Genomic DNA, 14,364 nt, shown 5'->3' with positions numbered 1-14,364 from the left:
CGAGTTTTTGCAGTGCCCGGACTGTCAGGCCCCGGTGCTGGCTGCCTAGGTCTCATCTCGACAAACGACACTCGTTGAGACCTACGAGCCACCGATACGTGGCTGTCTCGGGCCCGTGCTCGATCTCCATGAACGCCTTCAACCGGAGCTCAGTCATGAGCAAGCGCCCCGTTCCACTTCCACGCGGAGCCCGGGAGCCCGGTGGATCTGGGGGCGTGATTCGCATACGGCCGGGGAAGTCCGTTCAGAACACGCGGTCGCGGCGGATGTGGTGCGGGATCAGGTCGAGGAAGGCATGCAGCGCCCGCGTCGGCGGACGCGTCGCGGAGGTGACCACGCTGAGCGTCCAGGCCAGTCGGGCGTCGGCCAGAGGGACGGTGCTAATGGCGCCCCCGGCCGCCGCGGCGAAGTCCGGGGGCAACAGCGCCACGCCCAGGCCGTGCGCCACGAAGTCCGCGATCGTGGTGATGTCCGAGACCTCGATGAGGACCCGCCGGAACAACTCCTGCCTCGTGAACGCGTCGTCGACGATCTGGCGTTGCCCGAAACCTGCGGGCATGTCGATGAAGGTTTCGCCGGCGACGTCACTGAGCCGCACGCTCCTCCGGCGGGCCAACGGGTGATCGGCGGGGACCAACAGCTGGACCTCGTACCTCTTGATGGCCCTCGATCTTAGGTGTGCGTCCTTGATGTCGGCTCCCACGAAGGCCACGTCGACGTGACTCTCCTTGATCCGCTCGATCAGCCCGGAGGTTCCCCGCGGGGAGGTCTCGGTACGGAACCGGACCTCGGGGTGACGCCGGTGAAATGCACCGGCCAGCGCGGGTACGTCGATTACCGTCAGCCCGCTGAGGACGCCCACCGTGAGGCTGCCACGCAGCCCCGTGGCCAGTGGCTCCACTGCCGCCCGGGCCCGATCGAGTACCTCGATCGCGGTCCGCGCCTCAGGGAGGAAGGCCGAACCCGCCTCCGTCAGTCTGACCGACCGCGTGGAGCGGAGAAGCAGCTCGGTCCGGAGTTCCTGCTCCAGAGCCTTGATGCCGGCTGAGAGCGTGGACTGAGTGACGTGCATCCGCTGGGCCGCCCGCGTGAAGTTCAGCTCCTCAGCGACGGTGATGAAGTACTCCAGCCGCTTCTGGTCCACACCCATCCTTATTAATCGATACATCCGATCGAGCATTCGAAAACATTCGTTGGACACGATAGCCGGGCAGAGCGACTGTTTCCATGCGGGCCAACACACACCCACCAGGAAATGTCAGCGAAAGAGGATGACCATGCGCGTACTACTCACCGGCGGCACCGGCTACATCGGAGCCGCGGTGCTCGATCGGCTCGTCTCCGGCGGCCACCAAGTCACCGCCGTGGTCCGCTCCGCCGAGAAGGCCGAGCTGGTGGGGGCCAAGGGCGCCGAGCCGGCGGTTGCCGACCTGGCAGACGGCGTCGCCCTGGAGCAACTCGCGGCTGCGAGCGACGGCGTGATCCACGTGGCGTCACCGGGCGATGAAACCAGCGCGACCGTCGACGAGGTGGCCGTCACCAGCTTCCTGCGTGCGCTGCGGGACACGGACCGGCCATTCGTGCACACCACCGGCGTCTGGCTGCACGGCAGCGGTTCGGCGATCACCGAGTCGGCCGGCATGAACGCCCCGCGGCTGACCGCTTGGCGGGTGCCGCTCGGCAAGCTCGTGCGCGACGCGCAGAGCGTCCGGACCTCGGTCATCGCACCGGCGGTGGTGTACGGCCATGGGGGCGGACTGCTGAACGCCGTCGTCGCCGGTCCGCGAACCGCCGGAAACACTCCGGCACTCACCATGATCGGTCCCGGTGACCAGCACTGGAGCACCGTGCACGTGGACGACCTGGCCGAGCTCTACGTGCTCGCGTTGGAGAAGGCCCCGGCCGGTTCGTACTTCATCGGCGCCAGCGGCGCGAACCCGACCGTACGGGAGATCACCGAAGCCGTGAGCCGCTCTGTCGGCCTGGCCGGACGCGTCGAGCCCGAGCCGGTCGTACAGACACTCGACCGGCTCGGCCTGCTCGGCGAGGCCCTTCTCCTTGACCAGCAGGCTTCGGGCGACACGGCCCGGCGTGTCCTGGGCTGGTCTCCCACAGAACCGTCACTCCTCGACGACATCGCGCGGACGGACTTCTGAGAGACCCGCGCCCCAGGCCCCGCCGCAGGCGGACCCGACCGACGATCAGCGGCCGGGTCGGCCGGGCCCTGTCCGGCCGCAACCCTTCTTGAGGAACTTCGACATGAGTACTCCCACCGCACCACCCGGGTCAGGTCATCGCCGTCCCGGTGGGCCCGGTCTCCGGCCGACGCCACAGTCCCGCCCATCCGTGCCTCGCGGCGGTTCGCCGGCCGTCGTGGCGGCCATCGCAGCCGGCATGGTGGTACCGGTACAGGCCCGTCTGAACGGCGAGCTGAGCCATCGTCTCCACGACGGCATCGCAGCGGCGGCGATCAGTTTCTCGGGCGGACTCGTCCTGCTGTCCCTCCTCGCGCTCTTCTCCCCCAGGCTGCGCGGCGCACTGCGCAGCCTGGCCGACGCTTCACGGGACGGCCGGCTCCCCCGCCGGTACCTGCTGGCCGGTGTGCTCGGCGGCATCTTCGCCCTGGCTCAGTCCACCGCCGCGCTGGTCACGGGGATCGCCGTGTTCACCGTGTCGGCCATCGCCGGTCAGACCTTCGGCGGTCTGGTCGTGGACAGCCGAGGTATCGGCGGCGGCCTGCGGCAGCGCCCGGGCGCTGCCCGGCTCACGGGAGCGGCCGTCATCCTGGTGGCCGCAGTCGTCTCCGCCCTGCCCCGCTTCGCCGAAACTCTCGCGCCGGCCACGATCATCCTGCCGGCCCTCGCCGCCATCGTCGCCGGCTTCCTCCTCGGTGTGCAGCAATCCCTGAACGGAGCGACGACGGCCGCGTCGGGCTCGCCGCTCGCAGCGACCTGGCTCAACTTCCTTGTCGGCGCGGTGTTCCTTGTCGTGGCCTGGGGGTTGAAAACACTCGTGCAGGGGGCCCCGGGGCAACCGCTGCCCACCAGCTTGTGGGTCTACCTCGGCGGTCTGTGCGGCGTGGTGTTCATCGGCGCCTCGGCATTCCTGGTGCGCCGGATCGGTGTCCTGCTGCTGAGCATGGCCTCTGTCGCGGGGCAGCTCACCGGGTCGATCGCCCTGGACTTCCTGGTCCCTTCGGGCGGTCGATCTCCCTCCGTCCTCACCGTGCTCGGCGCGTTGCTCACGTTCGGCGCCGTCTGGATTGCCTCCCGGCGCCCGCGTGGCACCCCTGCGAAGTGATCCACGTCCGCGCCCGGCCGGACGCGGACCCGCCCCACCATCCCTCTCCCGATGAACAAGCAACACAGTGCCGCCCAAGGCACGAAAGGAACACAGGTGTCCCAGAACCAGCCGCAGAACAAGGAACGCATCCTCATCAAGGGCGCGTACCTGATGACACAGGACGACAAGCTCGGCAACTTCGTGGGCGACATCCTCGTCGCCGACGGCAGGATCCTCGAGATCGGCCGGGACCTGTCCGACGACCGGGCCAGGGTCATCAACGGCACAGGGAACGCCGTGCTGCCCGGTTTCATTGACACCCACCGCCACAACTGGCAGGGAGCGCTGCGCAACCTCGGCCCCGCCTGGACCTACCAGGAGTACCGCAGTCAGGTGCAAATCGGCCTCGGACAGTACTTCCATCCCCGGGACGTACACGTCGGCAACCTGGCGGCGGACCTGATGTCCCTCGACTCGGGGGTGACGACCGTGCGGGACGAGTCGCACATCAGCAACAGCCCCGAGCACTCGGACGCCGCGATCGCCGCGCACTGGGAGTCGGGCATCCGCGCCGTCTTCGACCACGGCTGGCCGTCGACGGAGGCCGAGCAGTGGCAATTCGGCAGTGCCCGCACTCACCCCGCCGACATTCGGCGCATCCGCGATGAGGTGCTCTTCGACGACTCGGCGCGGGTGACCCTCAACGCGATGCTCCGCGGACCGGAGCTGTCCACCCCCGATGTGTCCGAGCAGGACGTCCGGCTCGCCCGTGAGCTGGGACTGCGCATCAGCATGCACGTGGGCCTCGGCGAGTGGGGGGCGGAGCAGCAGGCCGTACGGCAGCTGGAGGAGGCCGGGTTGCTCGCCTCGGACATGACGTTCATCCATCTGTGCACGTCGACCGACGAGGAGCTGCGGATGCTGGCCGCACGCGGCGCCACCGCCTCCGTGGCCGGCGCCCTAGAGGTCTTCATGCCGGGCCTGGGCCAGCCGGCCACCAACCGGCTGCTGGCCGCCGGTATCCGCCCGAGCCTCAGCGTGGACACCGAGACGATCGTGAGCGGTGACATGTTCGGCGTCATGCGGGCAACGCTCGCCTATCAGCAGCTGATCCTCGCCGGTGCGGCCGGACCCATGGACCGTGCTCCTGGCCTGCCCACGTTCAACGCCGCCGACTTGCTGTCCTTCGCGACCATCGAGGGCGCCCGGGCCGCGGGCATCGACGACCGCACCGGCAGCCTGACCCCGGGCAAGGAGGCCGACCTGATCATGATCCGCCTCGATCACGCCAACATGCTCCCCGCCACGGACGTCGCGGCCACAATCGTCGCGGGCGGCCACGCCGGCAATGTCGACCTGGTCGTGGTGGCCGGTGACGTCCTCAAGGAGAACGGTGTACTGAAGGGAGGCGACACCGTATTCGACGAGGCCGCGGCCTCCCGCGACCGCCTCTTCCACGCAGCCGGTCTGCCGCTCCCGGTCTGAGCTGACAGCCGGACGGGCGCGGGCCGACGCGAACGTCGGCCGACTGGCAGATGCGCGTCACCGTGGCGCACTGGGAGCTGCTCCGGCACGGCGGCACCCCCCACGCAGTACATGGATTTTCAAGTAATTGGAATATCCATGTATTGCGTGGGTCATGGATGATCGGCAGCTGACCGAAGAGCTTTACGACTGCCTGTTCGCGATCCGCGCCCAGGTGCATGCTGAGCTCAAGGAGCTGGCCCGGGAAGCGGGGCTGACTGACACTCAGGCGGATGCGCTGCGGAGGCTGAGTCTCGGGCGGGAGATGACCGCGGGCCGTCTGGCCGAACTCTTGCTCGGACACCGTCGCTGCAACAACCAGGCAGGGACCAAGCGTCCCCGTGTTCATCCGGGCAGCCGCTCTGCTTGGCCGTGTCTTACGCTTACGTCCTCATGCGGCTGCGGAGGCCGCTGTTCAGGGGAGTGACGATGAGCAACTGCATCCGTAGGGCCGCGTCGTTGGCTGCGCCCGCGGCTCTCGTCACGGTGCTCGTGAGCGGCTGTTCCTCGGGCGATGCACCGACCGGCACGCACGGAGCGTCGGCTACGGGGTCCGCAGGGGCGGGCAACTCTGCGGCGAGCAGGAAGGCTGTCCACGCCCCTACGCTGAAGTCGGGCCAGAGCGGGACCTTCTCGAACGGTTCGAACATAATGCGGGCTACGGTCGTCAGCGTGAAATACCCGACTCGGGCAGAACTCGGCCGGCCCGTGACGGGAGCCGGGCGATACGCCGTCATCCGCCTCACTATGAAGAACACGGACAAGGAGGCCGGGGATTTCTCGGCCGTCCTTGCGACGTGGGAGAACGCAGAACACCCTCCGACGGAGGCGAACAGGCAGGGTGACTCCAACGGATTCGCGAAGCTCAACAGGACGTATAAGCCGGGGCAGTCGGCGACAGGAAACGTCGTACTCTACGTCGGCGCCAAGGGAGGAACGGCCGCTTTCCTCGACCCTACGGGGGACTCGGGCTCGGTCTACAACGTCCGCGACCCCCAACCGCCGCTATGCAAGGTGGCCATGCCCCGGTAGGCACCGCACGACCGCGACGGTCTTAGTGGGCGCATGCTTCCCCGGGGTACCGGGCAATCGGGAAGACTTGGTGCTGATGGTGAAGTTCCAGCCGAACGCTGCCGTATCGGACAGCGATCAGGCCCGATTGACGATATCGACGGGTTCGGGCAGGCCAATAGGCCGCTGGGCACCGCGATGCCCTGATCGCGATTGAGAGTGCTCACGTCGGCAGGTTCGAGTTGGTGGCCGCGGCCATGACAGCCGCGTACGCGGTCGGCGAGATGACAAACACCTCGGCTCTCCACATACTGCTGGAGGCCCGGTCACCGAGCAGCCGGGAGTTCTACTGCCGGCTTGCTTTCTCATGGCCCTTCTCGCAGCGGGCCTATGTTGTGATCATGGTGTCCGTGGTCGGGCCGATCAGGGCCTGGCACCCTGCACGTCGCCAGTCCCGCTACCGGGCCTGTGTCCGTGCTCCCTCAGCTGCGGCGCCCGGAGCGGACCGGTGCCCGCACGCCCGCACGCCCGCACGGGCTATCGACGAGGGGCGGGCTGCCGGGCCCCTTCGACGAAGAGGTACTGATGCAGTTGGTGCAGGTAGTGGTAGAGGGCCTGCTTTGGCGGCCCACGGTGTTGGAGGTCAGCCTCCGCCGATACCGGTGTAACGCCGCCTCCGACGACCGGAACACGGACCGACGACGCGCCGCGAGCCGTCAGTCGCCGACGCTGCCGTCGATCATCTCGCGCAGGATGTCCGCGTGGCCCGCATGCCGGCCGGTCTCCAGGATCACGTGCAGGTACACCCACCGCAACGTCAGCTCCCTGCCCCGCGGTGCGTAGTCGAGGCTGTGCTGGGCGGCGATCTCGCGGGAGCGGTCGCACTCCGCCTGGTAGGCGCCGATGACGTCGTCGAGCTTCTCGTTCGGCTCCAGCCGCAGGTCGGCCTCCGGGTCTGCGTCGGTCCACGGCGGCGTGGGCAGCTCCGCGGCGGGGATCTGCCCGATCTGCTCGGCGAACCCGCCCAGTTCCACCCACCGCAGGTGTTTGATCAGGCCGCCGAGGTTGGTGCCGGTCGGCACCGGGCTGCGCCGGGCGTCCTCCTCCGACACCCCGCGGGCCTTGCGCACGACGGCGTCGCGCAGGTAATCCAGGAACGTCTCGAGCTGTTCGCGCTCGCTGGCGGCGACCACGCTGCCGAGGATCTCACCGGGTCTAGTCATGGCCCGAACGTAGCACGCGGGCCGACCCTCGCACCGGGGGCTATTTGGGCTCTTCGCAGTCGCAGTTGAGGGTGTAGACCGGTCGGCGCGTCGGTGGCCGGGTAGGGGTCGAGGTCTCCCGAGGATGGAGGTGACTATGCCGTCCATCTGGAAGACCTCGACGTGTCTGACGCTACCTTCGCCCGCCCTGACCTGACCACGTTCGCTCGTCTTGATGATCTCGGGCTCGAAGCGCTCGGGCAGCGGTTGGAGCCCGATCGGGCGATTCTCCGGTGCCGGGTTGTCGAGCCCGACAGATGGTGTCGTCGCTGCGGATGCCAGGGCGCGACCAGGGACACGGTGGTCCGGCGGTTGGCGCACGAGCCGTTCGGGTGGCGGCCCACGGTGTTGGAGGTCAGCCTCCGCCGATACCGGTGCACCGGGTGCGGTCACGTGTGGCGCCAGGACACGTCGCGGGCCGCCGAGCCGCGGGCGACGCTGTCGCGACGTGGCCTGTGATGGGCGCTGGAAGCCCTGGTGTGCCAACACCTGAGTGTCGCCCGCGTCGCCGACGCTCTGGGGGTCTCGTGGAACACCTCCAACGACGCGGTCCTGGCCGAGGGCCGCCGGGTCCTGATCGACGATCCGCACCGCTTCGACGACGTGCAGGTCATCGGCGTGGACGAGCACGTCTGGCGGCACACCCGGCGTGGCGACAAGTACGTGACCGTAATCATCAACCTGACGCCGATCCGCGACGGCACCGGGCCGGCGCGGCTTCTAGACATGGTCGCCGGCCGCTCCAAACAGGCGTTCAAGGCCTGGCTCGCCGAACGGGACAAGTCCTGGCGCGACAATATCGAGGTCGTCGCGATGGACGGGTTCACCGGGTTCAAGACCGCCACCACCGAAGAGCTACCCGAGGCTGTGCCGGTGCTGGACCCCTTCCACGTCGTCCGTCTGGCAGGCGACGCCCTGGATCAGCGCCCGGCGCCGGGTCCAGCAAGCCACCCACCGGGACCGAGGCCGCACCGGCGATCCACTGTATGCCGCGCGACGCACCCTGCACACCGGCGCCGACCTGCTCACCGAGGCCCAGCAGCACCGGCTGACGGAGCTGTTCGCGGCCGACGCCCACGTCGAGGTCGAAGCCACCTGGGGCATCTACCAGCGGATGATCGCCGCCTACCGTGAGCCCGACCGAACCGGGGGCCGCGAGCTGATGAGGCAGTTGATCGAGTCGATCAGCCGAGGCGTCCCCAGTCCGTTCAGCGAGATCATCACGCTCGGCCGCACCCTGACCAAGCGCGCCGCCGACGTGCTCGTCTACTTCGACAGGCCCGGCACATCCAACGGCCCCACCGAAGCGATCAACGGCCGCCTCGAACACCTCCGCGGCTCCGCCCTCGGCTTCCGCAACCTGACGAACTACATCGCCAGATCACTACTCGAGACAGGCGGCTTCCGACCCCAACTTCACCCTCGATTGTGAAGAGCCCCGAAAGGGCGTCCACCCTGTAGTGCGACTCGGCATTGTGGAACACGGACGGAGAGAAGCGGTGACGAACTGGTCAAGCAACCGACCTGGCCAAGCTTTGAGGCGCTCATGAGCGGCAGGTCGTCGGCTGGCCCGGCCCGGCAAAGCCAATAGGCATCACAGCGAGCATAAGGAAATCCGGGTCAACCTGTTTCACGGGCACCAAACCTGGTCACCCGAACCAGCAGCTCCGACGCAGAAGGGCGCGCTGGAGCATCCGATTCGGAGAGAGGGCGGCGCTTCACCATGGCCACGGCAAGGGCTCGGGACACCACGAACGGCGGTCGCAGTGCAGGCGCACGACGGCACCCTCGCAGTGGCACGCCGCTGGAGGAGCTTCAGGTGGGCACCCTGCCTGTCGGTGGTGAGGACACCGGTGCGTCAGCGTCATGACCGACCGGGGCCTCGTCGTGAAGGTTCTCGGCGCCGGGCTCGATCCGGCCGAAGTGAAGACTGACACTCTCGTGCCAGGTGAAGCCGTCACGATCGGGGCAGACGATGGCGTGGACGAGAATTTCACGGCCGTGTCCCGGCACAAAGTCACGCGCCTGCCGGTCATCGACGGCACAGACCAGGTCGGCTTCGCCCCTCGCGCACGCTGCCGACGCTCTCGACACTTCTGAAGCTGGACGTCTGATCGGCGCTCTCTCCACCGACTGAGTTGGCTACCGGCGCCCCCCTCAGGCAGCAGGCCGCAAAACGTTCTTAGGAGAACCCTCCCATGACAGATAGCACCGCCGGTGCCCCCAACGCCGCGTCCGCCGCAGCCCAGGTGTCTGGCGAACTCTTCCCGCCCTACCCGGTACAGCGCTTGCGGCGCCCAGGACTCGAGTCCGAGATGGACCTCGCTCCCCGCTACCGGGCCGAGAACTACCAGCCGGCCAGCAAACTCGCAGGCAAGGTCGCGCTGATCACAGGTGGAGATTCCGGCATCGGACGCGCCGTCACCCTCCTGTACGCCCGGGAAGGCGCCGACGTCTCGATCGTGTACCTGCCCGAAGAAGAACCAGACGCCAAACACATCCAGCAAGAGGTCAACGCCCTGGGACGACGCTGCCTCCTGCTCCCCGGCGACCTGTGCGACGCCGACTTCTGCGCCGAAACAGTACGCCGCACGGTCGAGGAACTCGGCGGCCTGAACATCCTGGTCAGCAACGCCGCCTACCTCAACAGCCAGACCGAACTGGACCAGTTGACGTCAGAGGATTTCGACCGGGTCTTCAAGACCAACGTCTACGCCTACTTCCACCTAGTGATGGCAGCCGTCCCGCACATGTCGCGGGGTGACTCGATCATCGCGACGGCCTCGGAAGAGGCTCTCAAGGGAAGCGACCTGATGATGGACTACGCCGCCTCCAAGGCAGCTGTCGTGGTCTTCACCAAGTCCATCGCCCCGCACCTGGTGAAGAAGGGCATCCGAGCCAACGCAGTGGCGCCAGGACCTACATGGAGCGCACTGAACCTGGCCGGCCAGCGCTTCACCGACGACTACCTGGAAAACCTCGGCGCAGAAACACCGCTGGGGCGGGTGGCGCAACCCGAGGAACTGGCGCCAGCCTATGTCTACCTCGCCAGCGATGCCGACTCCAGCTACACCGTCGGAGAAACCATCGCCGCCACCGGCGGGTACACCGACTCCCGCTGAAAGAACGGCGCAGAGTCCGCTGCTTCGGACCACGTGCGTGCCGGGTCCCTGCGCCACCATCCGTCGTCGCTCGCCGAGCGGTCCACTCATCCTTCAACGCCAGTTGAGGGCGTGCTTCGACGCGCTTGGACTCGGGGGGCACCTCGCTGGCGCAGGTGGACGGAGAAGATGGCCATGAAGGCGACGGCCAGAAGTTCGGACTGCCGGCTCTGCAGGTTCTGCTCCAGGAAGAGCGAGGCCATCACCAAACCCAGTGAGCGGGAGAGCACCGCCTGGCGCGCCCCGCCCACCCCCGCCCAGCGCGGCGAGGCAGGCTCCGCGTGCGCGCCCATGCGTTGGTCCTGATCCGACTTCGGGCCGACCCTGTGCATCTCCTTCGATTCCGGCGAACCTCGTTGGAGGAGCCAGACCGTGGCGAAGGTGTACAGGAAGAACTGCAGGTACTCCGACTGCCAGTTCTCCGTCACGGCCACCGCGAAATCGGAGGACGCGATGTAAGCGAGGAAGCCGATGTGTGCGAGCCCGTCGGTGGTGAGCTGGGTATCGAACTCCGCCCAGCCCGCAACCGCTTGCCCGGCCAGCGCAAGCAGGAATGCGATGCCGAAGCCCATGCTTATGCCGTTGTCCCGTACGAAACGGCGCATGCGATGGCCCCTTGTGACGTCAACCTCGGTCTGGCCCTGTACGGCGCGCGAGGGCGGCGACTTGTCGGCAGTCATCGCTGCAACAGCCCCACCGCGACGAAGTAGGCCAAGCCGCCCATCACCACGGTCAGGCAGAGCATGCACACGATCCGCACGTTTCAACCTCCTGCGACCGAAAGGATGCGCGGCGCGCCGCGCCTACGAAGGCGGCGCACGAGTCGCAACCGCATGGCGCACCACCCGGTCCGGGCCAGACATATCGTCCACCCCGACGTACCAATGACGGGAAGGGGTGGCTCAAGGACAGACAGGCACTCACAGGCTCGTAAGTACTTGCGGCGCGAGATTCTTGATCAGCGTGTTGGTCCAGCGCATCTGCCGCAGCGTCTGTGGATGACACGCGGCAGCCAGCTCCAACAGCCGTTCGTCTTTCGCTGCCTGTCCGGCCTGGGCGAGCATTTCCCAGTACAGCGAATTGCCCGTCGCCGCCAGGTGCACGACCCGCAGGTCCCGCAGGAGGAGGAGACCCGGCTCAGGGCGGTGACCGATGGCCTCAGCTGCCTTCTCCCTGAGGCTCGGGATGAGCCCTGACGAGGACTTCGTCGACGGCCCTTCGAGATCCAAGGCATAGTGGCGGCCCGTATCGGCCAGGCGTTGGCAGTGCTCGTTGGACCACATGACCAGATCTTTGGCGACGTGGTGGACCTCGTGCTCGGTGATGTGGCGTTCGGCGACGGAGACGAGCTCCTTCGCCAATTGCCCCTCGCCGTGGTGGAGTGCACGCAGCGTGAGAGTGATGCCGTTCACCGGGCCCCTCCCCCAGCGTGGTCCGAGCAGGTATCGGTCGTTTCCCATACATGGGCTGTGGCACCGCCCGCGGTCGGCCGAACGCTGCCGGGGCGGGAGGGCGCCGAGGCCGCAGTCGTGGGCGCGGCCACGGCCTGACCCGAGCCTTTCTCCACGAGCGTGATCGCTGCGGCCGCGGTCTTGAAGAGTGGCTGTTTGGAGACCGGATCCCAGTCGGTGACGGTCGTCTCGTTCGCAGCACGCGACGGGGTCTCGCCGTCCGGGCGGAAGCCTGCTGGTGTGTCCCAGTAGCCGTAGTGGAACGGAACGAATAGCAGGCCTCGCCGGATGTCCGTGACCCTCAGCCTTCCTCTCAGGGTTCCGCGCGGGCTGGCGACCTCCACCAAGTCCCCCTCGTCAAGGTGTCGTTCTGTTGCGTCTGCAGGGGAGATCTCCACCCATACATCCGGTGCCGCGGAATTCAGCTGCGGGGCGCGGCCTGTCTTCATACGAGTGTGGAAGTGGTAGATCGTGCGTCCAGTCGTCAGCTGGAAGGGGTAGTCGCTGCTCGGTGCCTCGTGCAGCGGGAGGTACTCGGCTGCCTTGAGCATCGCCTTGCCGGCCGGATTCAGGGACCGATACTCGACCACCGATGCTGACGCGCCAGTGACAAGGTCCTTGCCATAGGACTCGCACACGTCCGCATCCGCCCAGGCGATGCCGTGGGTGTACAGGCGGTCGGTGCCGTCCGGCGCCTGCTCGTTGCACGGCCACTGAATGCCACCGCCGCTACGCAGTTTGTCGTAGGTGAGGCCGGTGTAGTCACAGGGGCGGCCGGCACTGCAGCGCTGCCATGCCTCGAAAGCGGACTCGGGGTCATGCCAGGTGACCAGAGGGCCACCGTCCTTGTCACGGAACTCCATGCGCCGGGCGAAGTCGAGGAAGATGTCGAGGTCCGGCCGGGCCTCGCCCGGCGGTTCGACGGCTTTGTCGGACAGGTGCACCGTGCGGTCCGCGTTGGTGAACGTACCGGTCTTCTCGCCCCAGGTCGCGGCCGGCAGGACGACGTCCGCCAACTGCGCGGTCTCGGAGAGAAACAGGTCCTGCACCACCACGAACAGACGGTTCTGGGAGAGAATCGAGCGGATACGGGACAGCTCGGGCAGTGAGACGGCAGGGTTGGTGCCGCTGATCCACAGCATGCGGATCGAGCCCTGCTCGGCGTAGCGGAACATCTGCATGGCATGGGTGGGCGGCGCGTAGTGCGGGATCGTCGTGGGCTCGACGTTCCACACCTTGGCCAGGTCGGCCACGTGCTCGTCGTTCTCCCAGTTGCGGAATCCAGGCAGGTCGCCATTGGCGCCGCGCTCGCGAGTGTTTTGCGCAGTGGGCTGCCCGTTCATCTGCAGTACCCCGGCTCCGGGCCGACCCACCATGCCCCGGATCAGATGCAGGTTGTTGATCTGCACCGCGGCGGCTGTGGCTTGGTGGGACTGGTAGACGCCCTGCAGGACCGTGGACAGGAGCCGGTCGGCCGTGCCGAGTAGCTCTGCGGCTTCAGCGATACGGGCGGCCGGCACGTCGCAGATACGCCCCGCCCACTCAGGTGTGCAGCCCCTGACCAACTTTGCCAGCTCGTCGAAACCTACGGTCTGAGCGTGGATGTAGTCGTGGTCGATGCTGTCGGTGCGAATGATCTCGTGCAGGAGTGCGTTGAACAGTGCGACGTTCGTCCCGATGCGGGGGGCGAGGTGCACGGCGGCGCGGCGGGCCACCTGGGTGGGCCGGGGGTCCACGCACAGCAGCCGCGGCGGCTCACGGCCCTCGAGCCGGTCGAGGATGCGCATCCACTGCACCGGCTGGGTCTCCGCCAGATTATGACCGAACATCGCGATGACGTCGGCATGGTCGATGTCATCGAAGCTGCCGGGCTGCCCATCACAGCCGAAGGACTCCTTCAGCGCCTCGGCCGCCGTGGATGTGCACAGCCGCGTGTTCCCGTCCAGGTGATTGGTTCCGATACCTGCCCGGGCCACGGCAGCGAGCGTGTAGTACTCCTCCAGGAACAGTTGGCCTGTGGTGTAGAAGCCGATCGCCCCGGGACCACGCTCTTCGAGCAGGTCACACGCGCGAGCAGTCACGAGTTCCATCGCCGTGTCCCAGTCCGATTCGACCAGACGCCCGTTCCGACGAATCAGAGGCTTGGTCAAACGGTCGGACGAGCCGTTGGCCTGCCAACCGAATGCATCCTTCGGTCCCAGCCGACCGCGGTTGACCCGGTCCGAAGTGCGGCCGCGCACACCCACCATGCGTCCGTCCTTGACGGCGATATCCATGGCGTCACCATCGGAGTGCAAGAGCGAAGCCGTCTGCACCCACCGCTCCACCGTGCCCGGCTCCACACCTGCAGCCAGATGCAGGTCCTCTCGCGTGGGCCACGATTCGTGACGACCATATGGAGTGCGGCCGCCCCATGGTTGCGCGATTCGATCGACCGAATTACGCACGCCTGCCTCCCAGCAACCATGGGCGGCGCCCGCTGCGCCGCGACCGGTCATGGGTACCCCTGAGCCGTCAACGCCTAACGCCTGCTCCTGATGCGGCTCGATTCAACGTCGCCGCGTACGCGAACACGCGATGCGCACTGACACCGACTTCTCGGGCACATTCACCCTGTTCGCCCTGTTCGCCCTGCAAAGGAGGTCGCCGACCTCGGGAGCGGGCAAGGAGCAG

At 67.5% G+C, this 14,364-nt stretch carries 11 protein-coding genes and 1 pseudogene; 7 read left to right on the top strand and 5 right to left on the bottom strand.

The window, feature by feature from the left end:
* Window positions 1-244: 244 nt before the first annotated feature.
* A complete protein-coding gene (locus AC5P1C_RS34715; RefSeq protein ID WP_493869962.1) occupies window positions 245-1,180 on the bottom strand; it encodes a LysR family transcriptional regulator in 936 nt (311 codons plus the stop codon).
* 97 nt (window positions 1,181-1,277) lie between these two features.
* Between AC5P1C_RS34715 and AC5P1C_RS34710 the strand changes: the two genes are divergently transcribed.
* From AC5P1C_RS34710 to AC5P1C_RS34695, 4 genes are all read left to right on the top strand, one after another.
* Window positions 1,278-2,156 (top strand): NAD-dependent epimerase/dehydratase family protein, encoded by an 879-nt coding sequence (locus tag AC5P1C_RS34710; protein ID WP_493869961.1) that lies wholly within the window; start codon window positions 1,278-1,280, stop codon window positions 2,154-2,156.
* A gap of 190 nt (window positions 2,157-2,346) precedes the next feature.
* The gene (locus tag AC5P1C_RS34705; RefSeq protein WP_493869960.1) at window positions 2,347-3,300 is read left to right on the top strand and encodes a DMT family transporter; all 954 of its coding nucleotides are present in this window, start codon (window positions 2,347-2,349) and stop codon (window positions 3,298-3,300) included.
* 96 nt (window positions 3,301-3,396) lie between these two features.
* On the top strand, window positions 3,397-4,767 hold the full coding sequence (locus AC5P1C_RS34700; RefSeq protein ID WP_493869959.1) for an amidohydrolase family protein: 1,371 nt from the start codon (window positions 3,397-3,399) through the stop codon (window positions 4,765-4,767).
* Window positions 4,768-5,235: 468 nt separating this feature from the next.
* Window positions 5,236-5,838, top strand: coding sequence for a hypothetical protein (locus AC5P1C_RS34695; protein ID WP_493869958.1), 603 nt, complete (start codon window positions 5,236-5,238; stop codon window positions 5,836-5,838).
* 695 nt (window positions 5,839-6,533) lie between these two features.
* Here the strand turns inward: AC5P1C_RS34695 and AC5P1C_RS34690 are convergent.
* Window positions 6,534-7,040, bottom strand: a complete 507-nt coding sequence (locus AC5P1C_RS34690; RefSeq protein WP_493869957.1) for a DinB family protein — start codon at window positions 7,038-7,040, stop codon at window positions 6,534-6,536.
* Window positions 7,041-7,202: 162 nt separating this feature from the next.
* Here AC5P1C_RS34690 and AC5P1C_RS34685 point away from each other — a divergent pair.
* From AC5P1C_RS34685 to AC5P1C_RS34675, 3 genes and pseudogenes are all read left to right on the top strand, one after another.
* Window positions 7,203-8,511, top strand: a pseudogene (locus tag AC5P1C_RS34685) (ISL3 family transposase).
* Between the two features lie 434 nt (window positions 8,512-8,945).
* Window positions 8,946-9,179 carry a CBS domain-containing protein gene (locus AC5P1C_RS34680; RefSeq protein ID WP_493869956.1) on the top strand — a complete coding sequence of 78 codons (234 nt, stop codon included), beginning with the start codon at window positions 8,946-8,948 and terminating at the stop codon, window positions 9,177-9,179.
* A gap of 215 nt (window positions 9,180-9,394) precedes the next feature.
* Window positions 9,395-10,201, top strand: coding sequence for an SDR family oxidoreductase (locus tag AC5P1C_RS34675; protein ID WP_493869955.1), 807 nt, complete (start codon window positions 9,395-9,397; stop codon window positions 10,199-10,201).
* 86 nt (window positions 10,202-10,287) lie between these two features.
* Here the strand turns inward: AC5P1C_RS34675 and AC5P1C_RS34670 are convergent, their stop codons facing one another.
* The 3 genes from AC5P1C_RS34670 to AC5P1C_RS34660 all read right to left on the bottom strand — a co-directional run bounded on the left by AC5P1C_RS34670 (window position 10,288) and on the right by AC5P1C_RS34660 (window position 14,189).
* Window positions 10,288-10,845 (bottom strand): DUF6766 family protein, encoded by a 558-nt coding sequence (locus AC5P1C_RS34670; RefSeq protein ID WP_493869954.1) that lies wholly within the window; start codon window positions 10,843-10,845, stop codon window positions 10,288-10,290.
* 315 nt (window positions 10,846-11,160) lie between these two features.
* Window positions 11,161-11,652: a hypothetical protein gene (locus AC5P1C_RS34665; RefSeq protein WP_493869953.1), complete on the bottom strand. Its 492-nt coding sequence runs from the start codon at window positions 11,650-11,652 to the stop codon at window positions 11,161-11,163.
* Window positions 11,649-14,189 carry a molybdopterin oxidoreductase family protein gene (locus AC5P1C_RS34660; protein WP_493869952.1) on the bottom strand — a complete coding sequence of 847 codons (2,541 nt, stop codon included), beginning with the start codon at window positions 14,187-14,189 and terminating at the stop codon, window positions 11,649-11,651. Before AC5P1C_RS34660 ends, AC5P1C_RS34665 begins: the two co-directional genes overlap by 4 nt.
* Between the last annotated feature and the right edge of the window lie 175 nt (window positions 14,190-14,364).

The organism is Streptomyces sp. A18, assembly GCF_059026065.1.
This window is presented reverse-complemented; position numbering and strand designations above follow the sequence as displayed.